Below are 24444 nucleotides of genomic sequence, written 5' to 3'. Positions count from 1 at the left end.
GTGAACCGATTGAAGCGCCTATCGATCCTATTTTCACTGTTATTCATTATATCGAGCTTTGCAATGACAGCCCCGGCTTTCGCGAAGAGCAGCATCGATATCGTGTTTATTATCGACAGATCTGGCAGTATGACATCTTCTATTAATGCTGTGAAAAACAATGTGAAGCATTTCTCGGATTTGCTGGTCGCCAGAGGAATCTCCTACCGATTGGGTTTAGTCACGTATGCGGCCAGTGTGACAAGATATGATCTAACGAGCGATGTGGACAAGTTCAAAAATCAGGTCGGAAGAATTTCGGTTGAGGGTGAAACAGAGAACGGACTCGATGCCATCATGGAGGCTGGCCAAAATTACCCTTTCGACCTAAATGCCACCAAATATTTTATTCTGATCGGCGACGAAAATGTTGTCAGCCAGAAAAGGTATACTAATACCAGTGTGATTCAATATTTGAGAAGCACGAGCACGACATTAACGACCATTGGGATTGAAGATAATAAAACCCAGTTCCAGCATTTGGCCAATGGGACCGGGGGAATGTACCTCGATTTAAACAGTGATTTCGGTACGACCTTAACGAGTATATTCGAACAAATTCAACAAATCCCCACATTGGAAATAATCGCTCCGACTTCGGGACAAATGCTGAGCGATCTGAACGCCTTCATTCCGACAGTCAAGGTGACCGATCCCGACAGCTCTACGTTGCAGTTGTCCGAATATATCGATTCGGAGACGACGCCGCGGGAGACCAAGACGGTGACGAACTCCACGATAGCTCAGACAGTAAGCTTTAATGCCCTTAATCTGGAGTCGTTAGCCGAAGGCGGCCATACTCTTCGCTTCACGGTGAATGACGGGACGAATACGGTTCAAGATACCGTAGCGATCACAATCGACAAGGCTTCACCAACAATAGGATCCATGAACGTAACGGCGACCGCTACTTCCATTCAAGTAACCGCATCGGCTGCCGATTCGGTATCGGGGTTGCATGCGTCGCCCTATCGGTTCACGGTCGGATCGAATGTGAGCTCGTGGATCACGAATTCAACTTACGCTCAGACGGGCTTGACGCCCAATACGGCTTATAGAGTTCTGTTCGAAGCCCGAGATGCCGTCGGCCACATTGGGCAAATGACGAAGAACGTTCAGACTAAAGCGGAACTTCCCGTTTTGGCCATGGGACAGATCTCCGAGAATGCTGCGGACATCATGCTGCAGGATGCTAATCCCTCTGCAACCGAGTATCAAGTGAAGGTGGGAACCCAGTACATCGGCAATACCGGTTCGTTAACAGCCACGCCAACTTGGATTACACCAGCCAACAAGAAGCTGACCATAACCGGATTAATTCCTAACAGCGATTACACGGTTCAAGCTAAAGCCAGGAATCAAAGCGGAGAAGAAACCGCGTTCAGTACGGCAATCAGTCTGAAAACGCTAGTGAACTCTCCTGCCAATCTTGTCTCGAAAGCGGAACAACGCTCGATCCAGATCAGTTGGACGCCCATTCCCGGAATTAGCCAGTATGAAGTCGAAGCTGACGGCTTTGTTATAAGTATTGGTGCTGCAACCTCTTACACGCACAATGCACTATCCCCCAATACGCAGCATAGTTACCGGGTGAGGGCATTTAATGCAACGGGGGCAGGAAATTGGAGTCAGCCGTTGATCGTATTTACATTGGCCGATCCGCCTGGAATTCCCGCTAACATTCAGGCTATTCCGAAGCAGAACGACATTACGATTACATGGGATGCCGTGGCAAAAGCGGAATTCTATGATATCGAAGCAGATGGATCGGTAATGGAGGCCGGCAACCAGTTGAAATATGTATTAAACGGGTTGCAGCCCGAGTCCGAGCATAAGATCCGTATCCGTGCCAAGAATTCGGGAGGAATCGGCGAATGGAGCGCGCCAATCTTCATTCGCACCCTGCCTGTGCCTCCTTCGACTCCGATCGGATTAGAAGCGAATCCTACGAATAATCAGGTGACGCTTCAATGGAGACCGTCCCAAGGAGCAACCGGCTATGAAGTCGAATCGGACGGCCTCATCCTGGATAATGGGCAGCTTACTCAATACGTTCACCAAGGCCTATATCCATTGACCGGTCATACGTACAGGGTCCGAGCCGTAAATAGCGGAGGAAAGAGCCCGTGGACCGCCCCTATCGAAGTAACGACGCTGCCGGACAAACCGAAGAAACCTTCGAATGTGATGACGACGGCCGACCCGAACTCGATCACCTTAATGTGGTATCAGGTTGCCCATACGGATGAATACGAAATTGAAGTGGATGGAAGCCAAATCGTCAAAGTAAAAGAGAATCAATACGTCCATAGCGGAATCGCTCCGGATTCGGTCCACTCCTATCGGGTCAGAGCGCATAACGTAAGCGGGTATAGCGATTGGACTCGGCCGGCGACAATGTCGACTTTCCCCGCGGGAGACAATAATGATTCCTTAACGAACATGGTGGCCGTCGTGACGAACCGTGCCATAACGATAACTTGGGATACGGTAGCTCAGAACGCCCAATACGAGATCGAAGTGGACGGACGAATGAGCGACATTGGGAGCAACACGGTCTATCACCATGGCGGTTTGCAGGCGGAGGAATTCCATACGTATAAAATTCGGTTGAAGCAAGAGGACAAGCCGGGCAGATGGGTCGCTATTTTGTCTCTATCGACTTTGCCCGACCCGCCGGATGCTCCCGCAAGCTTGAACGGCTTCGCGGCGAACACTTCCATTGAATTGCGGTGGGATCGGATTGCCGGTGCTACCGGATACGATCTGGAAATAGACGGCGAGACGATAAACGCGGGAGCGATGGATTCTTACATCCACAAGGATTTATCGCCGGGAACGTCCCATACCTATCGTCTGAGAGCGAAGAACGAGACCGGAGTAACGGCATGGAGTCCTGCTCTAATCAGTTCTACGACGAGTCCAACCTATTTGATAAATGCGCAGCAAGGACGATCCTTCGATTTGTCTCTGCTTGCCTTTAACGTTCAAGATTTCAGCGAAATGACTTACGTTGTCAAGTACGATCCGACGCAAGTGGAGGTTCTCGATCTGTATCAGTTTACGCCCAAGGCAGATCTAATGGCTTCCGGGGAAATACCGGGATCGAATCTCGAGGTTACTTATTCGAGCGGCAAAATTACCTATAAAATCAAGCGGAATATTGTTCCTGGAACTTCATGGTCCGGCGAACTGGCAACAATCACATTCAAGTCTAAAATAAACGGTCAAGCAGCTATTGATGCTCTTGTCGAATAACGGAATGCGGGGTTGAACAATTGAAGAAGAGAGGAAAATTCGGATTCAGAATCGTGGCCGTGGTCGTGGCTGCGGCGCTAATCACTGAAGCGGGATATTATCTCATTCAAAACAAGACAGAGGCTGCCACTCAACAAAATAATAAGGCTATTGAAGAGAGCGATGCTCAAATAGCGGCGGACATATCGAACCTGACTGGCGTGAAGTCGGAGGATATCCTGCTGCTGAAGCGGACAGGCCTTAACTGGAACGATGTCCTGGAGCATTTGAAAAAGCAAAAGACTGAAACCGCCTCGGCCCAGAGCAAAGAGTCGCGAAGCTCGCTTCTGGCGACATTGGATATGGATGAAGCCGTCAACAAGCTCCGGGCGGACGGTTATCAAGATCAACTCATTCAAAATGCGAAGATGCTGGCGGAGAGGATTGAATACCAATTAACCGAAATTACGAGCGCCGACACGAGAAATGCGAAGCCTTCATCCGCAGAAGAGGAGAAATCTAAATCCGACGGTGAAGATACCGATCAGTTCCGGAAGCTATCCGAGCGTTACAAAGCGACGGAAGCAGTAGTCTTTATGCTAACTTTGTCAGACGACTTCGGTGGAATCGATGCCGTGCTGGACGAATACTTACTAGCCCTTCAGATCGAATTGGATTTGCGGAAGTACAAGGAAGACCCGAAGGCCTACTTGAAAAGCAAAGAGGAAAAGACGGCCTTCTTGCTTCCGAATGCTCGTATTACTGCGGCTAAAATCGAAGAAGCGATGCTGACCCGGATTAATCGATCGATGAATGCCGAAGCGGACGATATCTCGAACTCTATACCTTCAGGCAAGTCGGCCTCAATCCATAACGAGGCGGGTCGGGAGGCTACCGTCCCAAGTCTGCCTATACCCGAGGTAGCGGATGTTCGTCCGGTGAATCCTTCGGATCGGCTCAAGCAAGAACTTGATGCATTGAACCCTAACATGCCGTAAAGGGGCTTGAAAATGAAACTTAGAGCGAGAACATTTATTAAAATGCTGGTCGTAATATTGGTGCTTGGAAGCATGATTCAACTCGGGCAGGCGCTGGCGCAAACAGGGCTGTTCGGGGGAGGGAACAAGATCACATACGAACAGTGGTTGAGTTCGATGCAAGTACATGACAAATTCAAGCTCGAACTGGAGCGCTTGAGTCAACAGAACCATAGCCGCTCCGATCTCATGATCGCCTACACCTTTTTATTCTACGAGTATGGGCAGATCAAGGAATTAGAGCCGATGGTTGTCAAGAAAGAGAGCGGCATTCCATGGGATACCGTCTTTACGGAATATTTGAACGCACATGAGAAGTTCGAGCCACGGACTTTCGATACGGAATACCTGGAAGGTCTAACGACTACCTCAAGAGTGACTGCCGACGATATTATGATTGCGGATCGGCTATCCTTCGCCTCGGGTGAACCCCTCAAGACTTTGATCTCCGACAAGATGGAGTCCGGACAAAGCTGGGGTGATATCGCCGTGGAGCTCGGCATCGTGAATGGGTCGGAGACTTTGCCGCGAGTCCAAATCACGGCTGACCAGATGGAGCAATTCGTAACGGATGAATTCCCTGAGGAACGCGTGGCTGAAGCGTTTGTACTGGCGCAGAAAGTGTATGCGGAGCCCAAAGACGTGGTTGCCAAGATGAAAGGCGGACGATCGGAATCCTTTATCATGGCAGAATTTTGGTCTAGCGAATTTTAAATAAATTCCATATACATGCAACCGACATCGGAGGTGCTGTTTTTTGAAACGCCGGAGCATCGTTTCTATTTTTGCGTTTCTTGTAATGGTAACATTCGGATCTGCTGCTTCAGCGGAGACGCTGGAAGAACAAATGAACAACTTAATCGGACCGCAGCAACAATATAATACGAAGCTATCCCCCGTCTATTTGAGGACGAATACGGCCGAAGAGTCGATCAGTCCACAAAGCGGAGATTTGACACTCGTTCAGACGGATTACGTTCTGCCCGGCCGCAACGGGCTCGATCTCGAATTCAAACGAATCTATAAGAGCGGATCCTCCAACATCCAAGAGATGAATGCCAAGTACGTAGGAGGAGCATGGGTAGATTACGTAGAGTCCGACAACGATACCCCGACTTTCTATGAGAATCGCTACAATCTGGGGATCGGCATGAGGTTCTCTTTCCCGACCATGGAGATTAAAGACAATAAGGATAAGACGAACTTCAAGTTTTTACATACGGAAAGCGGAGACGTCTATCGTCTAAGACCTTATACCCTGAATGATGAAATTGTGTATATGCCGGACGGACAGACCGTTCAGGACGTTGTCGTTCGGGAATCGAACGCGTTCAGCAACGGTCAAAGCGATGGCGTATCCAAGTTTATGATGACGGGCAAAGATGGCAAGAAAACGTACTTCGCGGACGATGGAGCCATCTTGGGAATCGTGGATCGATACGGTAATCAAATCGTGTTCGAACATACGAAGCTGGATTATAAAATCAACAACAAGACGATTACGAAGAAGGTAATATCCAAAATTACCGATACGGTAGGCAGAGTTACGACGATCGAATATAAGGAAGACGCGACATTCAAGGTCGGTAAAATCGACAATAAGGTGTACGGCGCGGAGGAGAGCTACAAGGCTTCGCAAAATCCGAATACGACCGACTCCGGTGATCTGCAAGGGAAATTCCAGGTCATCGTTCATTTGCCGACTGGAAAAACGCTTGTATACGATAAGACGGCCGCTCTGGTCAATAAGACCAAGAACGTTCTACGGACTCGATTGCAGCGCGTGTTCGACGTTGACGGTCAACCGAAATATCATTTGTGGTACGAGCAGCCCGATCTCGGATTTACGTTCATGAATAAGGATAAATATAAGACGTTTAACCGGTACGAGAACCTTACCCAGATCGATTATGTAGGTACGAATCGGTTAACAAGGTATATTTACAATTCCTATAAAAAGGGACTTAGCGAAAAAGGAAGCATGGAATACCGCAAAGTATTCGAGAAGAGAGAGTTGGTCAAAAAAGGATACGATTCTTCGATAGAGAAGTTCGAGGAACGCTTCAAGACCGACGTGAAAAACAAAATCACCTATGCGTATACGAACGAGGCGGACGGATACGGCTTCGAAGGCTACAAGCAGGATGATTACGATTATTTGAAAGTTACGTATCGGTATTATACCGAAATAACGGACGGCCGGGGCAGCAAAACGAAGTTAACCTACGACGGTCTGAATGAATTAGTGGTGACGGAGAGGAACGGAAGCGGGCATAAAGAAGTCATCCGCAACGAAATGGACGGTATGAAGCTGATCAAGAAGTCGGAGACTTTGCAATACGACGTCCATAACGGACAAACGAAGGAGCCTCCGGTTCGCCGAGTCGAGAACTTCAGATACGACCAATACGGCAACTTGACCAACTATACCGGCCCTGAAGCGGCCAGGAACGAGAATGGCGAGCCTACCGATAATGAGCATACTGTCGTGTACACCTATGCTTATGATAGGTTTCACGCCCTCACTTCGAAGACGTGGAAGCAGGATCGGAACTCGACGGTTCAGATCTTGTATGACATTGACGAGAAGGGCAATGTCGTCAAAGAGACCAAGATCAATGCGAACAATAAGGATCAAGGGGTTATAACGGATTACACGTATGATAGCTACGGTAACTTGACGGGGAAGGCCGCGCATTCGAACGGCCAGACGTTCGCGACATACTACGAGTATTCGACAGATGCGGATGGACGCGATATGAAAGGGGCTTATCTAACACGTGAATATAGCTTGCAGAATGCCCAACAGATCTCCAAGCGCTACGCATACGATTTTCTGACCGGCAATCGAACGGCCGAGGTCGATGCGAAGGGCAACCGGACGAATCATCGATACGACGTTCTGAATCGACTGGTGGAGACGACGAATCCGGACGGAAGCAAGCAGTCCTTTGATTACAAAGAGCAGAACTTCGCGAATATGAATATCCGTTTTACGGATCCGGAAAATAATGTTCATGTGTATGAATACGATATTTCCGGGTCAATGGTCCAAGAGAGCGTGAATAACGGAGATGTCGGGGCTCTCGTTCTTGCCAAGATCGAGTATGATCAGAATGGCAATAAGACACAAGAGAAGGATGCGAATGGCAATATCGTTCGCTATGAATACGACAGTTCTAATCGGTTAATTAAAAAGACGATGTATGACAAAGACGGTGCTCTGAAGGGGACGACGACCGTCGATTATGTCATTGGCGCAAGCGGGGATACGCCATTGCTTGTGACAATTACCGATGAAGAGGGATACCCGCGCAAATATTCATACGATTCCTTGAATCGGCTGATCCGATTGGATACAACGCCTGACCGCAATACGATTTACCGAACATCCTATGAATATGATTACGTCGGCAATCTGATCGCGGAGACGGATGCTAGAAATTTCACTTCGCATTATAGTTATGACTACTTAGGCAGGCTGAGATCCAAGCAGGATGCGATGGGCAATGAGACATCCTATCTTTATAATGCCCTTAATCAAATATCGGAGCAAAGAGAACCTGGAGGCAAAATCACCGGGATTATTTATGACGAGCTTGGCAGAGTTAAAGAGAAGAGGACTTTTGCCGAGGGTTCGGAGAGCTTCGTATTTGAAGCCTATGAATACGATCCCGCAGGTAACGTTATTCGGCGTCAGAAGGGAGAAGACTTCGGGGGCAAAAAGCAGGTCTCGACCGACATCAGTTATAGCTACAATTCGGTTAACCGCTTGACGGACGAGTACCCGAAGATAGATGCCTCGAGAACGGGCCATATTTCTTACGAATATGACAAGAACGGCAATAAAACCTCAACGAAGAATGATGCGGATTCGTCGAACAAGCAATACCGATTGACAACATCCAAATATGACTTTGCCGGCCGCGTCATCGAAGAAACCGGAAGTTCCGTGGAAATATCTTCGAACGGCACTCGTATTGAGCATGGAAGTTATCAGAACGTATACGAGAGAGATGGTTCCGGCAATGTCGTTAAGATGAAGAGATTTAACGGGACGGGATACGATACGATCTCTTACGACTACGATTACCGCAATCAGGTGAAGGAGAAGCGGGAACCTTATCAAGGGCAACCGGAAGGCAAGAAAACTCAATTTGTTTATGATAAAACGGGCAGGCTTACAACGGAATCATTGACGGTTCAGGGGAAGAACATTGCAACATCTTACCAATTGGATGGACTGGGCCGGACAATTCGAAAAACGGATCCGCTCGGCAATGTTACGCGTTATGTTTACGACTCCTCTGGGAACCTCGTGAAGGAGATCGATCCTCGATACTCCTCGCTGGAAGCTGTTACTGCTCCAGGCATGGAATATGAGTATGACGGGCTTAATCGCGTAGTGAAGACCTCTGCGTTCGATGGGAATGCCCGTACCGTCATATCCTATAAACAGTATGACGGCAGAGGGAATGTCACCTTAGACGTCCAGGGGGAAGGGTACAATGTTAACGACCCGACGGACTCCTTCGGAATTCGGACAGAATACGATCTTCTCGATCGCAAAGTGAAGGTAACCTCCGCCCAGATGGCAGCCGATAATAAACGCGACGGAACCCAGAAGGTCACATTGCGTTATTCGTATGACGGCTCCGGCAATCTAACCTCGGTGATCGATGCACATGGAGAGGTTACGAATTATAGTTATTATCTCAACAATCTATTAAAGGAAAAGCGTTATCCGGACGGAAGCAAAGAGAGTTACGATTACGATCTTAGCGGAAAATCGTGGAACACCATAATCAATCGGAACGGTGGAACCACGAAGTCCTATATGTCCATTTTCGATAAACCCTATCGCATTGAGTATCCGGATGGTTCATCCGAGTTGTTCACATACTCGCCTCGGGGAGATCTGGCGAAGAAGATCGATCAGGTTGGAAATGAGTCAAGTTTCGAATATGACGAGTCCGACAATTTGACCGCCAAGATCGAATTCGTCTCTCGACTCAAGGATCGTTCGATCTACAAGCGGACGGAACTGCATTACGACGAATCGAACAACTTGATGGATTCGGAGACCTTCTCCTACGAGAGGACTAGCGGTACCGGAGTGACGCCGGTCAAAGCTTCGATGGGCGATCGTACGGAATATGAGTCCGATAAAGCAGGTCGCTTGGTGCGCGTATCCGGACCTAACGGGCATGAGACGATCCAGGAATATGACCGAGCCGGCAATATCGTCGTCAAGAAGCAGAAGGTCGAAGACAATAATTATGATATCACGAGATACGAATATGATGTCCGTTCCCAGCTAGTGTCCGAGACGCTTCTCGTTCGAATGTCGGATTTGGCTCAAGGAGAGTTAGTTGGCGCAAAATTCGACGGTACGTACATCGATCGCGTCTTGTCCTCCACGAAGTATGAATACGACAAGAACGGTCAGTTGAAGAGTCGAACGGATGCGAAGGGGAATAAAACTGTTTTCTCTTATGACTTGGATAATCGTCTCGTTCAGAAGAAAGATCCGCTAAATAACGTTACTTCTTACGAATACAACGACAATGGTCAATTAACGAAAGAAACAGATGGTCTCGGCTCGTCCATTTTCTATGAGTACGATTCCATGAATCAGATGGTTCGCAAGAAACAAATGACGGCCGACGGTTCCTATGGCATAACTCGTTATTTCTACGATAATTCGGGCAACTTGATTAAGGAGATCAGCCCGAATCAATATGATGCTAGCTTAGATCATGCTGCTTCCAGCGCGAAGATGAAGGGAATCTCCTATCTCTATGATGTCATGAATCGCCGCATCGCCACCATTTCGCCGGAAGGAGCAGCAGTTGAATATGTGTCGTTCGACGCTCTTGGCCGTGTGGTCAAAGTCGTCGACGGTTTGCGTTATACGGGCAGTCTAAGCGGTTCTGCCGGAACCGTAATGGAATATGACGGTCTGGGCAACATGGTTAAGCGAACGGACTCTTTAGGCAATAGCGAAAGCTATGAATACAATGTTCTGGGCAAAATGACCAAATCGACCGATCCGCGCGGCTTCGTCACTCGGTACGAGTATTTCCCCGATGGTTCCGTTAGCCAAGTTACGTACGCAGATAACGGAGTCGTAAAATATGCATACGATAAGCTTGGTCGTGTGATATCCGAGATCAATCCGCTTGGAGCCGAGACGACGTACACTTATAGTTCGTTCGGCACGGAGAAGTCGGTTACGGATGCTTATGGGAAGTCGACGGATTCCAAGTTTGATTTGATCGGCAATCTTCTGTCTACGAAGGACAAACGGGGCAACATGTCATTGTACCGCTATGACGGCAACCGGCAGCTAGTAGAGAAGCGTATCCCGTTGGAGCTGGACGGGAGCGGCAATATCGTCTATTCCGTCGAGACCTACCTTTATGATGCAGCGGGACAGTTGATGAAGCAAAGCTTGACCGGGTCACAGGACAAGAAGTTCTTGCGCGAGACGAGTTATACTTATTACCCGAATGGTCTCCTTCATACTCGATCAGACAACAGCGGCGGCAAGGAAGAGTATTATTATGATAAGAACGGCAATCTGTCGCGAACCGAGAAGCTTCGGACATCCGCATTACGAGATATCGAACGGTATGCATACGACAGTTCGGACCGGATGATTCAATACATTCAATTGGCAGACAAAGAGATGATGGACCCCGCTTCTCTTGGCGGAACAATCAAGGAAGATGGGGACCATCCGGGAATGGTGAGACTTGTTACCGCCTATGAATACGATCTTCTCGGCAATCGTACGAAGGAGACGGATCCGCGCGGTTTCGAAGTTCGATATGCATACGATGAGATGAATCGTCTCATTCAAATGTCGCGCCAGCTTAACGGTTCGGAGACGAATGTCCGGTACGCTTATGATAAGTCCGGCAATCGGGTCTCGATGACGAATGAGTTGGGTTACACGACTCAATTCGAATTCGATGGTATGAACCACCTTGTATCTAAGACCGACGCGGAAGGAAAGGTGACTTCCTCCGAGTATGATTTAGCAGGTAACATGGTCGCCGAGGTGGACTCGCTGGGCAACCGGATCACTTACGCTTATGACAAGCTAAACCGTCTGATCATGAAAACGGACGCGAACAAAGTCGTCGTAGGCCGCTATGTATACGATGAAGACGGGCATCAAGTCAAGAGCATCGATGCGAAGGGCTATGCGTCGGGGAGTACGGATTATCAGCGCTATGGGGAGGTATACAGCTATGATCTGGCCGGCCGTTTGACTTCGGCGACCGACCGCGAGGGTCATAAGACTACGTATCGCTACAATGTCGCCGGGGAGAAAGTCTCCGAGACGAACGCGCTAAATAAAACATACACCTACGAATACGACAAAGCTGGCCGTCTTACTCGAGTTACAGACCCAATCGGAACGAGCGTCGTGTATAGTTACGATCTGGCAGGCAATAAACTCGATATGACCGATGGAAGAGGGAAGTTGACCGCATACCGGTACGGATCCTTCGGCACTTTGATCGAGACGACGAATCCGGATCGCAAATCGACCTCGTATCGATACGATCCTTCCTTCCAGCTCGTCGAGATGACCGACCGCAATGGCAATCATACCCGTTATTCATACGATGGCCGCGGCTTGCTGTTGGAACAGAAGGTTACGGAGACGAACGATAGCGTCAAGTTTACTTACGATAAGGCGGGTAATCGTCTTACAATGTCCGATGCAAGCGGCACAAGCGAATATAGTTACGATCGTAACAACCGAGTGAAGTCTATTGTCAAAAATAATGCAATTCAGGTCTCTTATAGCTACGATTCCGTTGGCAATATCAAATCAGTCACGGATGGCAAAGGATATGCGACGACATTTGCTTACGATGCTTCCAACCGGATGGCTGCCGTCACGGCAGGCGGAAAGACGACAAGCTATACGTACGACTTGAACGGGAATCGGACTTCCGTCTCTTACGAAGGAGGAGTGCAAGAGAATTATACCTTCGACCGTAACAATCGTCTTCTCGTTCTCAAGAACGTGAAGCCGGACGGGACTCTTCTGTCTTCGTATACGTACACGTATGACGCAGCTGGCAAACAGTCTTCCAAGACGGACAGCTACGGCAAGACGAGTTATGTCTACGACGACAACGGACGAATCGTGAAGGTTGAAGCTCCAGGCAAGACAACCGTCTACTCATACGATAAGAGCGGCAATCGTCAAACGCTGAATGAGACCTATACGTCCGCTCAACCAAGCGGATTTAAAGATCCTTCGAACGGGAAGGAAGTCGCCTTCATCGTCAAGAAGAGCGAGTATGTTTACTCCGGTGCGAACCTGCTTCAGAGACTGGTCGAGAGAATGCTTGATGAGAGCGGTCAAGAGTTGCTGGAGAAGACAACGGATTATCTGTACGACGATAACGGCAACGAATTGCGGCAGCAGATCAGTTACATTCGCCCGCATACCCGCGATATGAAGCAGGTGACAGGCGCCAATCCGAACGGCGACGGCGTGACGAATAATCTGTACGAAGCGTTCGAGAAAACAACGAATGCGTTCGACGGCTTCAACCGGCTCATCCGGGCGGAGCGAATTCAAGGAGGGTTGCGCTCCAGCATCGAGTATACGTACGACGGGGACGGACTACGTACTCGGAAAGTCTCTCGCAGTTCCAAGAATGACCAAGCGACGGTTACGAACTATACGTATGATCGTCAATACGTCATACTGGAGACGGATGCGAACAACAATGTATCGGTCCGTTATGTGAGAGGCGTCAACTATATCGCTCGAATCGACGCCTCGTCTAAGCTGTCGTACTTCCTGTTTAACGGACATGGCGATGTGGTCCATACCGTCAGCGAATCAGGTACGGTTGAGAATCAGTACGACTATGATATCTTCGGCAATCCGATTCTAACCGTCGAACAGTATTCCAGCTCCATTCGCTATTCGGGAGAATTCTACGACGCAGAGGTCGGCCTGTACTACCTTAGGGCGCGTTACTATGATCCTTATATCGGCAGATTCATCTCCGAGGATACGTACACGGGTCAAGCGGATGATCCGCTCAGCTTGAACTTGTATACGTATGTTCATAACGATCCAATAATGTTCTGGGATCCAACGGGGCATTGGGTTGAGTCGGATAAAAACTTGAATATTGAGGATCAAGCTAAGATTATAGCTTTAACAACAGCTTATTATAATGCTACTTCATCCCAAGAGAAGAAAGCCATTCAAGCCCAAGCATCTAGTATTCGTGATAGTGCGAAAACAGCTCAAAGTAATGGCACATACAACTTGAATGTTGTCACACCATTGATTTTTAAGACAACAGAAATTACTCAAGTTGTGAGTATTGCTACAAATACAAGAGGATACATGAAGGCAGAAGAGTGGAGTAGCGCAATTAAAAGTGCTGGAATTGTCTCCTCTACACCTGAAAGAAAGGTAGATGTAGGTAATGGCAGTACGTCCACAGTGAGCGTAACTACAATTGGACGAACAAATTTATCAGTCACATCGAAAAATGTGGTTACAAAAAATGAGAGAACACATGAAGTTACCTCAGTTGCTACTTCGAACTTAGATATCTCATATAATGTGACCAGCAACGAAGTGAAATTTTTGACTTCTATGGCGAGTAATGGGACATATACCTTAGAAGAGTCTTTAGTTTCCCTAGAACTGTTAGAACAAAACGGAGGTAAACTGTCCAATAAAGATTTGGAGGAATACGGACTTAAAACCTCAAGTCACCTATGGGGAATTGACTCAACGGCATCCTATATTCAAATGTTCTATGAGTTTAGTCAAAAAGGCCAGACTGCAGAAGGAATGAATAAGCTATACCTCCAACGACAACAGCAGCAATTCGAACAGTTGATAGATGGTATGATTCCAATATCGGGTGGTAAGTTTTCACTCGGCTCAAAGCAAGTCACAAAACCTGGTTATGTTAAATCCAAGTCGAGTCCCTCCTCAAAAGGTGAACCTAAAGTCAATAGGCCCACAGCCGATAAGGGGACGGGAAAACTTGATAAACCTGTTGCCGGTGATAATATTGGTAATAGGCTCCGTGGCGAGGGGACGGGTAAGATTGACTTAACTAAATCGACCAATCCCGAAGATTTCCTAAATACTGCATTGAATCGACAGGGACTAGACAAAGCACCGAGTAGTATGAAGGAAAAATGGTCAGAGAGTGGTTTTGACTATGAAGTAAGAATTCATCCTGCCGACCCAAGATACGATAAAGAAGGAAGTATTTATCGAGTATCGAGGAGACAACAAGGTACAAAGGAAGGCACAAATCAAGGTTACGGTTGGGAGTACCTAGGTGACGATGGGAAATGGTATCATACAAGTGAATTGAAGTCAGGTAATGATGCAGGTGCTAAGGCAACTCATATACAATTGAAATAAGGGTGAAAATATGACTTTAGAGGAAGCTAACATTGTTGTTGATGAAATTTGCAATTTCATTAAACAAGAAAAGTGGTTTGACTTCATGGTCAAGCAATACGTTGATAATGAATTAACCTTACAAGGAGGACTTAGCTTAACTTACCCCGACATTGAGATTAAATTTAAGGATGTATTCTTCACATCTCTTCCGATGGAATGGAAGACAGACACTAGTGCAGTTGTCTTATCAATACTGACGGGGGAGGAAGAAAGAATCACAAGTGAAAAATTCCAAGTAGAATATTTACATTATATATTTAAGTTTACCCCTGAGGATTACCCTGATAATTTTGGTTGCTTTATAGCGGCGAAGCAAATATCATATGAGATTTTAAGAACTATGTAATGAATATCCCAAGCGGTTAATCGTCCGCTTGGGATATTTAATTCCAGTAAGAGTATTGAGGGGGCTAAGTGATCTTCTAAAGGTCGTAGAAAGTCATAAAGCAGAGTTAGCAAAGCTCAATAATGAGCATCAAATAAAATTTAATAGATTAATTCAAGTGCAAGCAGTAATAATAAGAGAGCTTTATAGTAACTAGCTGATTTAGAAATATCCTTGGATAAACTTATTACACCACAATTTGTAGAAGGCGCTGTGCCTCAAGTAGGTGAAGCAGATACTGCAAAAAAATTAATAACAACTATTGATGAGTGTTGGAACAAATTTGTATCTACAGGGATGTATTTTGATTGGAAAAGAGGGAAAATAAGTATCTATATAAGTTGAACCAATGATAACTATGCTACATCCGTATGCATAACCGATCAATGATCTTTAATGGCTCTTTCATAATTCGATCCATAAATGCTTGGACATTAGCCATTTCCAAAGTCCTTCAACAAGATTGAATTCTGGACTATATGAGGGCAGAAATACCAGTTCAAGACGATTTTTGTTTTCTTGGAGGAAGCTTGCAAGCAACTTCGCGTGATGAATTCGAGCATTATCCAATACCATAACGATCTTTCCAGTCGGAGGACTTGCTCGAGAAACGCCAAGAATGATTCTGCGTTGTATTGCTCGTCTTCTTTCCAGACGATCTTGCCTTCTACATAATCCAGAGTGACTAGCAGTTTTACGCCGAGGTGCTTTCCAGTTGTCTTAATCAAACGTTGCTTGCCATTAGCAAACCACGTCTTCTGAAGCGCTTGATAGTCTCAGATCATGCTCGCATCTTCAAACAATAAATGATCAATTTCGCCGTTCTCATATTTTTTTTAACCTTGGGAAGGTAGTTTCGACAAACAATCGTTGCTTTTCTTCGTCGGCCGCCGCCAAGGTGTAGGTAGGTTTCGTGAGCTTAGATCCATGCGATGCATCAACTTGGAAACACCGTGAATTGAATACGATTTACCAAATTCACGGTGAATATATTTTCCAATGATTTGCAGTGTCCAGTTAAACTTCGCTGTGAATCCGACATCATGTGGAACACAATCCATGCTCGTTTTCTTGAGCGTATCTTGCTGTTCCTTACTCAGTTGCTCTGGCGGATCAGGTGAGAACTTCATCTGAAGTCCATCTAAACCTTTGTTTCGATATAGTCGCAAATAGGTGTCCCCGTGCTCTCTTTTCTTCCGATACTAACGGCAATGTCGGCGTTGCTTTTCCCAATAAGGTGGAGCTTCACGGTTTGGTATCGCTCGAACATCCGCCTGCTTTTCTCATGTTTCAGTCGTTGCTCCACAGCATACAGCTGCTCTTCAAGAGGTTGCATCTCGATCACCGTCCAAATATTTAATGCTTATCTATTCGACGGATTGATCTAGAAATTCCTTCTAAGCCGCTTTAGTTCAACTTATATAGTAGATGCAAAGAATAGAAAGAAGTTACCAGAGTGTTTTGAAATCATAAAAAAAGAGATGCCTGCAGCTAGAGAAGAGCTGGAAAAGTACTTTAAAGTTCTATTGGGTGTTTATTAGAGGCCGAAGATTACGTCTAACATTATGTTCACGCATCGGAGCCTGGCGGCTCCTCGGTCCGCGAGAAGTGATTGGCAGGGAAGTGAACCCAGCGGTCACACCCGCACCGACTAACTGCGCAAGCGCAGCCAGGCCCTTCGGTTCTTTAAGCCGATGGGGCGTCGTGAATACGGAGACGTTATCTAAATCAAATGTAAGACATAGAGGAGTTTGTAACAAAATGTAGAATATTACCTTCAATAACTATACATCGGAGGCCTTTCATATGCCAGAAAATTTAACTATTCAAGGGATACATGTTCAAACGCTATATTCGCAATACGCCTCAAAGAAATTTATAGTAAATAGAAAATACCAGCGGAAACTGGCTTGGACGATTGAAGAAAAAAGGAACTTCATTGATACAATAATTCGAGGGCTGCCGGTTCCTTTATTTTTATTGGCTGAAGTGAAAAATGATAATGAAATGAAGCTTGAAATTATTGATGGAATGCAAAGGCTTGATGCTATTTTTTCGTTTATTGAACAAAAGTACATGCTAAAAGATGGCTATTTTGATCTGTCTGTCATGGCTGATACCCTTGAAAAAATGAAAACAAAAACTATTTATCAAAGAGAACCGGTATTAGATTCAAAAATATGCAAAGAAATTGCAAATTATTTGTTACCAGTTTCAAAATCTCTTTCTATGGTGCAACAAGAAATCGAAGAAACATTCCGCAGAATTAATTCAAGTGGTCGTCACCTGTCTTACCAAGAGTTACGGCAAGCTGGCGCCATTGGTAAATTCCCAGACTTAGTCAGCAGCCTCGCAGCAGAAATTAGAGGTGATATTTCACGCGATAGTGTGCTTTTAAATGACATGTCAAAAATCAGTATTACAAACAGACGATTGGAATACTATGGAATTAATATTTATGAAATATTCTGGGTTAAGAATGATATTATGTCTTACCGAAATATTCGTGAATCTAAAGATGAGGAATTAATTGCGCATATAATTTCAGATATGATTCTAGATAATAAAGAGAATTATAATGCAGAGGCACTGGACTCTTATTATGGATATAATTCAAATCCACTAGGGGAAACACCACTGGGCAAAACCAAGATTGAAACTGCAATCGACAGAATTTCAGAAGATGCCATAAAAAAACAATTCGATGCTGTATTCTCAGCAATTGAGGAAATCTTAACAAAGAAAAATATCAAGTTTGCAAACCTAATATACAGAAAATCAGATAGAAAAGAAAATTGGCGTTCATTTCACGTAATTTTTATGGCATTTTATGAATTAATTGTTCGTCAATCCAAGAAAGTAAATGACGAAGATGGTTTACTTTCATCACTAAAAGGTATTGGTGATGAATTAATAGACAATCGCGTTTCTGAAAGATTGTGGGATTGGCAATTTAATGACCGAACAGTTAAATCTATTGTTGGTAGAATCCAAAGTTATTTTGCAGAAAGAGTTGTAGATGACCCAGCATTTGATGATTGGACCCGTAACATTACAAAAATACTTATGCAGTCTATCACAGAACAAAATCAGTACGATTTCAAAATCGGAGTTCATGATTTTAATACCGGTAAATACAATGAAACTTTGGTATGGGATATTATCAAAACCCTTTCAGCAATAAACAATCTAGGACCAAATAGGGTTGGCTATGTTTTAATTGGACTGACAGATGATTTGAAAAGTGCTGAAAAACATGAAGCAAAATATCAAAACCCTTTTGTGCAAATTCAAGAATTTTATATTACAGGAATTAAAGACGAAGCAAGTTTACAAACTGGAAATGTAGATAAGTTTCTACATAAGATAATTGAAACTATTAAAAAAGCACCAGTTAAACCTGAGTCATACCTACAATCAATTCTGAACAATATAAAATCAAGACAGTATCACGGTAAGGAAATATTAATCTTAAAAACAGAGTTTAATGAACCTGCTTGGTTCGATGGACGACTATATGAAAGAAATGGATCACATAGTGAGCCTGTAAAGGAAGAAAATTACTATAAAATTTATAATAAATTTCAAAAGTAGATTTATTACAAGCCTTACTTCATGCATCGAAGTTAGGCTTATTTTTTAGTGAAGTCGAAGAAGGCATTGGCTTCAGATAACACCGTATTCCCGCATCGGGTCTGCATTCTCCGACCCTCGGTCCGCCTGAGGCATTTTCGAGGAAGCGGATCCAGGCGGACAACCCTGCGAACCTAACCGCGTAGCGACCGCCTCGTTGGGACTTAAGGTTCTCGGGTTCATGAATACAAGAATGTTATACGACAATATTACTACTGAAGGAGCAATAATGAAACCAATCCGAAATTCGTCTAAATCCGTTATTATTCAAAATCAACAAATTCTATTAACTAAGAACAAGGATGATCTGGGCTTTTTCTATTTGTTCCCCGGAGGAGGCTAGGAAATTGGTGAGACTTTAATAGAAGCAGTATATCGTGAATGTCTTGAAGAGATCGGAGCAGAAATTATTGTTAAGGACTTGATTCATATCAGAGAATACATTGGGAAAAATCACGAATTCGCAGAGTGGGACTCAGATATTCATCAGGTCGAATTCTATTTTTTATGTTACTTAAAAGACTCAAATTCTGGTTTAACCAATGGATCTAATCCTGATTCGAATCAGGTTGCAGTAGAATGGATTGGACTAGAGAAAATTGACACAGTTAGAGTTTATCCAAAGGCACTAGGGATCATCATTAAGAACAATATTAAGTCGAACATATATATTGGAGATGTGAAATAATTTGGAGTTATTTCGAAAATGCCATTATCATCGTATATCACTTTATTCACGCAGCGGGACGGCTGGAGCCGTCCCCTTGGTCCGCCTGAGGCATTTCGAGGAGTTGGATCAGGTGGACGACGAACCTAACCGCGTCGCGGTCGCCCCTCGTTGGGGGCTTAAGGTTATCGGGTTCGTGAATACGGGAACGTAATATGAAATACGAGCAAATCATTAACAGGTGGAGATCATAAAGGAGCTTATATGCATTCTTTATCAATTCGGTTTGAAATCGAAAAAGCAATTAAAAAGTTTCAATTAAATAGAAACAAGCTTCATGAAGTTAGAAAAGATCAATGGAAGAAATCTTAGAAAATATTGAAAATCGCTTTTTAGTGAAGAATCACTATTCTCATGGGTTACATTGGGGATGGAACAAACTTAAAGAACCAAAGTTATCTATGAGATTTGTTGATCAACCATATCAATATATAAGAGAGATAATTGAAGATGATGTTTTCTGGTTCATTGTGGAGGATCTAAATGATAAGTTGTGGATGTATGAGGGGGAGAAGGATACTATTTTTGAGTTAATCCCTGAGTTATGTCACCTAAATGAATACTACCTGGTGTCAAAGAAATATCAATGGCTGATTTGCGAAGATCATCATGAAATTGTCCATCTTCATGGACAAGAAGTCATTCAACGAATGATAACTTACACGCAGAATAATAAAGATAAGATATATCAGTGACATCATCAATCTGGGGAGGGGCTATGAAGCAGATATTAGTATCTATAATCATATTCTTACTTCTTGTAGGATGTAATGACAGGAGATTAGATTTTGAAGAAGTATCTGACGCAATGGGACATGCCGAAAAAATTATGAATGATAACGATTTGGTAACAACAAGTGCTTCTAGTATTCTTGATAACCAATTTATCAATTTTAGGCTGATGGTAAAGGATAGAATTTCAAACGAACAAGCAAAGCTACTTATTGAAGAATTAGTGAATGACATTGAGAGTAATCTTTCTGATATAAAAATCTTTAGGAACAAATATGATTTTAAATTCGATATAAAGTCAGAAAAAGATGGAGAAATATTATATAAGGGACGATTAGATCAAGATCAAATTTGGTGGCAATTCTAGGAGGACAATGACTTCGTATAACATCATAACCACGCTTCAGAGCCTGACGGCACCTCGGTCCGCCCCATGAGATTGGCAGAGAAGCAGATTCACGGACACATTCGCACCGATTAACTGCGCAGGCGCATCAGGACCCTTCGGATCCTTAAGTCGGTGAGACGTCGTGGATGCAGGAACGTTATGTGAAATATCCGAGAACTGAAAAAGAAACTAAAGATTAAATGAAAGGAATTGGGAACACCTTAAGACTGAATCACAGGATGTGCTCGGCATGATTTTCCATTACTCAAAAGGATTCTCACATTAACCGCTTCTGAAAGTTCCTCCGCTTATCAAAACCGACTTCAAAAACGCAATCGTGACCCGAGAAGGACCGGAATCGGCCCCACCTAACGAACCCGTCAAAAAAGAATGGGCAAAAGTTGACACCCCCTTTCCCAATAACCTATAATGAGGTTTGATAACCGTGTGTTGTGGTCTGTTCCGGAGGGAGGGAAAACTGGTGTCCGAAACGAAAGTTCGCAAAAATGAATCACTCGACGCTGCACTCCGCCGCTTCAAGAAGTCCATCGCAAAAGACGGCGTTCTCGCGGAACTGAAAAAACGTAAGCACTACGAGAAACCGAGCGTCAAACGGAAAAAGAAGTCCGAGGCTGCTCGTAAACGGAAGTTCTAGGAGGAGTTTCGCATCATGAGCCTCGCGGAACGTTTGAACGAAGACATGAAGCAAGCGATGAGAGCACAGGACAAGTTCCGGCTTTCCACGATTCGTATGGTTCGTGCGTCGGTCAAAAATCAGGAAATCGAATTGCGCCGACCGCTTGAAGATAACGAAGTGCTCGATATTCTGAGCCGCGAAGTCAAACAACGCAAAGATTCCCTCCAGGAATTTACGAAGGCAGGCCGGGACGATCTGGCCAAGGATTTGCAGGCGGAAATTGACATTATCGCCCAATACCTTCCTGAACAGCTGACCGAAGAAGATATCAAAGCTATTGTAACGCAGACCATTCAAGAGACCGGTGCTTCTTCCAAAGCCGATATGGGTAAGTTAATGGGGGCCTTGATGCCGAAGGTGAAGGGACGCGCCGACGGCAAGCTCGTGAATCAAGTCGTCCAGCAATTTCTGCAGTAACCGACCAGAGACAACAAGCGAAGCACTCCCGCAAGGGGGTGCTTTTTGCGCTAATCGGGCGCGTATCGGTGCTTGCGGCGGAACCGTATACATAGGAAGTTCGTATGCAATCGTAATATAGAAAATCGTGCGACAACGAATCGCCCGGAGCTTGCTGGCCGGACGGGAGCGAATCGCATGGGCGGGGAGGAATGCCATTGCGTTGGAGGAATGATGCCGGCGGCCGTCTCGCCGGTCCGATCGGAAGGCTGCTGCTCGCGTTCGCGGCTTCGCTGCTGCTAATCTGGAGCGGAGCCGGAATAGCGCAGGCGGCAGACGGCAAGGATGGGCCGAAGCCGGCCGAGAACGGCACGGTGTACGTTATCCCGGTGAAGATGACGGTGGAGCGGGGGCTCGCCTCCTTCCTCGACCGCGCGCTGACCGAAGCGGAAGAAGCCCGCGCCGCTCTCGTCGTACTCAAGATCGATACGCCGGGAGGGAGCCTGCAGAGCGCGGACGAGATCGGCAACCGTATCCGCTCCACCGCCGTGCCGACGCTCGCCTTCGTCGACGGGAAGGCGGCTTCGGCGGGCGCCTACCTGGCGCTGAACGCAGGAAGCCTCGCGATGGCTCCCGGTTCGACGATCGGCGCGGCCATGGTCGTGAACGGCTCCGGCGAAGCGGTCGACAACCCGAAAACCGTGTCGTTCTGGACGAGCGAGATGCAGGCTGCCGCCCAGCTGAACGGGCGCGACCCCGCCATCGCCGCAGGGATGGTCGATCCCGGCCTCGTCGTCGAGCTTAAGGAGCTGGGGCGGACGAAGCAGAAAGGCCAGATTATCTCGCTAACCGCGGATGACGCGCTCAAGGTCGGCTATGCCGACGTCGTCGCGAAGTCGGTCGACGAGGCGATCCGCTGGACCGGAATGAGTCAATGGACGACGGTCGACATCAAGCCTTCGTTGGCCGAGAAGCTATCCCACGCGATTACGTCGGGCGGCATGACGACGCTGCTGCTTATACTGGGCATCGCCGGCATCCTCATCGAGCTGCTCGTTCCCGGGTTCGGCGCGCCGGGCATAATCGGGATCGTCTCGTTCGGGCTTTACTTCTTCGGGCAATATATCGCGGGCTTCGCAGGAGCGGAATCGATCGTTCTATTCGCGCTCGGCATCCTGTTCCTCATCCTGGAGATGTTCGTTCCCAGCTTCGGCATTCTGGGCGTTCTCGGCGTCGCCGGGGTGGCGACCGGAATCGCGATCGCCGCCTACGATACGGGGGACGCGCTTCGGGCGCTCGGCATCGCAGGCTTGATCGCCCTCGCGATCGTCGCCGTGTTCGCTTACGCGTTCCGTCGGAAGGGCATCTGGAACCGGTTCATTCTGAAGGACCAGCTGACGACCGAGCAAGGGTACATTCCGCAAGAGTCGCGGGAGTCCTGGATCGGCCGCGAAGGCGTGTCCCTGTCGGCGCTGCGTCCTGCCGGGGTCGCGGACATCGGGGGCCAGCGGGTCGACGTCGTCACTTCCGGCGAGTTCGTCGAGAGAGACCGGCCGCTTCGGGTCACGGCGGCGGACGGTACCCGGATTGTGGTGCGCGAGATTCGGGCGGCGGAGACCGAATAATTTAGTTCTAAGAGGCAGAGAGAAGGGCGGCCCGACAGGGGCGCGACAATAAGATATCGGAGGGATTCGATGGACTTGAATATTCAATTGCTGATCATTATCGCCTTGGCGTTTATCGTGCTGGCCGTGTTTTTTAGCTTTTTCCCGTTTATGCTGTGGATCTCCGCCCTCGCTTCGGGGGTTCGCATCAGCATCATTACGCTCGTGGCTATGCGGCTTCGCCGCGTTATCCCAAGCCGGATCGTCAATCCGATGATCAAGGCGACGAAAGCCGGGCTCGGCCTTACGATTAACCAATTGGAGAGCCACTTCCTCGCCGGGGGCAACGTGGACCGGGTCGTCAACGCGCTGATCGCGGCGCAGCGGGCCAACATCCCGCTCGTGTTCGAACGGGCGGCGGCCATCGACCTTGCGGGCCGGGACGTGCTGCAAGCCGTGCAAATGAGCGTTAATCCGCGCGTCATCGAGACGCCGATTGTCTCCGCCGTCGCTAAGGACGGCATCGAAGTGAAGGTCAAGGCGCGGGTGACGGTGCGAGCGAACATCGATCGTCTCGTCGGCGGCGCCGGGGAGGAGACGATTATCGCCCGCGTCGGAGAAGGGATCGTCACGACGGTCGGCTCCTCGGGTTCCCACAAGGACGTGCTGGAGAATCCGGACCTGATCTCCCGCACCGTGCTGAACAAGGGCCTGGATTCGGGCACCGCGTTCGAGATTCTGTCGATCGACATCGCGGACGTCGACGTCGGCAAGAACATCGGCGCGCATCTGCAGACGGAGCAGGCGGAGGCCGACAAGCGGATCGCCCAGGCGAAGGCGGAGGAGCGCCGCGCGATGGCCGTCGCGCAAGAGCAGGAGATGAAGGCGCGCGTCGTCGAGATGAGGGCGAAGGTCGTCGAGGCCGAATCCGAGGTTCCGCTTGCCATGGCGGAAGCGCTGAAGGGCGGCAACCTGGGCGTCATGGATTATATGAATCTGAAAAACCTCGAAGCCGACACGCAGATGAGGGGTTCGATCGGAAGGGCCGACCCTTCCCGCGGTGACGGCAAAGAGGAACGTTGACCG

14 protein-coding genes and 1 pseudogene are annotated in these 24444 nt (G+C 47.0%); 13 read left to right on the top strand and 2 right to left on the bottom strand.

Annotated features, from left to right (window positions below):
* The first annotated feature begins 9 nt into the window (after nucleotides 1-9).
* Genes H7B90_RS29235 through H7B90_RS29215 form a run of 5 tightly spaced genes read left to right on the top strand, consistent with a single transcriptional unit; the run spans nucleotide 10 to nucleotide 15142 of the window.
* Nucleotides 10-3297, top strand: a complete 3288-nt coding sequence (locus H7B90_RS29235) for a fibronectin type III domain-containing protein (protein WP_185139432.1) — start codon at nucleotides 10-12, stop codon at nucleotides 3295-3297.
* Nucleotides 3298-3317: 20 nt separating this feature from the next.
* Nucleotides 3318-4274, top strand: coding sequence for a hypothetical protein (locus H7B90_RS29230; protein ID WP_185139431.1), 957 nt, complete (start codon nucleotides 3318-3320; stop codon nucleotides 4272-4274).
* Between the two features lie 12 nt (nucleotides 4275-4286).
* A complete protein-coding gene (locus H7B90_RS29225; RefSeq protein ID WP_185139430.1) occupies nucleotides 4287-5027 on the top strand; it encodes a hypothetical protein in 741 nt (246 codons plus the stop codon).
* A 43-nt stretch (nucleotides 5028-5070) separates the two neighbouring features.
* Nucleotides 5071-14754, top strand: a complete 9684-nt coding sequence (locus H7B90_RS29220) for an RHS repeat-associated core domain-containing protein (RefSeq protein WP_185139429.1) — start codon at nucleotides 5071-5073, stop codon at nucleotides 14752-14754.
* A 10-nt stretch (nucleotides 14755-14764) separates the two neighbouring features.
* Nucleotides 14765-15142 carry a hypothetical protein gene (locus H7B90_RS29215; protein WP_185139428.1) on the top strand — a complete coding sequence of 126 codons (378 nt, stop codon included), beginning with the start codon at nucleotides 14765-14767 and terminating at the stop codon, nucleotides 15140-15142.
* Nucleotides 15143-15586: 444 nt separating this feature from the next.
* On the opposite strand, the pseudogene H7B90_RS33785 reads toward H7B90_RS29215, so the two are convergent.
* Nucleotides 15587-15909: pseudogene (locus H7B90_RS33785) on the bottom strand (transposase).
* Nucleotides 15910-16017: 108 nt separating this feature from the next.
* Nucleotides 16018-16242 carry a helix-turn-helix domain-containing protein gene (locus tag H7B90_RS33780; RefSeq protein ID WP_373315982.1) on the bottom strand — a complete coding sequence of 75 codons (225 nt, stop codon included), beginning with the start codon at nucleotides 16240-16242 and terminating at the stop codon, nucleotides 16018-16020.
* A 745-nt stretch (nucleotides 16243-16987) separates the two neighbouring features.
* On the opposite strand from H7B90_RS33780, the gene H7B90_RS29205 reads away from it, so the two are divergent.
* The 8 genes from H7B90_RS29205 to floA all read left to right on the top strand — a co-directional run bounded on the left by H7B90_RS29205 (nucleotide 16988) and on the right by floA (nucleotide 24441).
* On the top strand, nucleotides 16988-18775 hold the full coding sequence (locus H7B90_RS29205; protein WP_185139427.1) for a DUF262 domain-containing protein: 1788 nt from the start codon (nucleotides 16988-16990) through the stop codon (nucleotides 18773-18775).
* A gap of 385 nt (nucleotides 18776-19160) precedes the next feature.
* The gene (locus tag H7B90_RS29200; protein ID WP_446483100.1) at nucleotides 19161-19502 is read left to right on the top strand and encodes an NUDIX domain-containing protein; all 342 of its coding nucleotides are present in this window, start codon (nucleotides 19161-19163) and stop codon (nucleotides 19500-19502) included.
* A gap of 335 nt (nucleotides 19503-19837) precedes the next feature.
* Nucleotides 19838-20236 (top strand): DUF6756 family protein, encoded by a 399-nt coding sequence (locus H7B90_RS29195; protein WP_185139426.1) that lies wholly within the window; start codon nucleotides 19838-19840, stop codon nucleotides 20234-20236.
* Between the two features lie 23 nt (nucleotides 20237-20259).
* Nucleotides 20260-20640, top strand: coding sequence for a hypothetical protein (locus H7B90_RS29190; protein ID WP_185139425.1), 381 nt, complete (start codon nucleotides 20260-20262; stop codon nucleotides 20638-20640).
* Between the two features lie 502 nt (nucleotides 20641-21142).
* Nucleotides 21143-21316: a 30S ribosomal protein S21 gene (gene rpsU / locus H7B90_RS29185; RefSeq protein WP_027091135.1), complete on the top strand. Its 174-nt coding sequence runs from the start codon at nucleotides 21143-21145 to the stop codon at nucleotides 21314-21316.
* A gap of 15 nt (nucleotides 21317-21331) precedes the next feature.
* On the top strand, nucleotides 21332-21775 hold the full coding sequence (locus H7B90_RS29180; RefSeq protein ID WP_185139424.1) for a GatB/YqeY domain-containing protein: 444 nt from the start codon (nucleotides 21332-21334) through the stop codon (nucleotides 21773-21775).
* 197 nt (nucleotides 21776-21972) lie between these two features.
* Nucleotides 21973-23379: an NfeD family protein gene (locus H7B90_RS29175; RefSeq protein WP_246578625.1), complete on the top strand. Its 1407-nt coding sequence runs from the start codon at nucleotides 21973-21975 to the stop codon at nucleotides 23377-23379.
* Between the two features lie 69 nt (nucleotides 23380-23448).
* A complete protein-coding gene (gene floA / locus H7B90_RS29170; protein WP_185139422.1) occupies nucleotides 23449-24441 on the top strand; it encodes a flotillin-like protein FloA in 993 nt (330 codons plus the stop codon).
* Nucleotides 24442-24444: the final 3 nt, after the last annotated feature.

This window comes from Cohnella xylanilytica, from assembly GCF_014212175.1.
Lineage (GTDB): Bacteria > Bacillota > Bacilli > Paenibacillales > Paenibacillaceae > Cohnella > Cohnella xylanilytica.
Note: the sequence above shows the minus strand (reverse complement) of the source record. Positions and strands in the feature narration are given on the sequence as shown.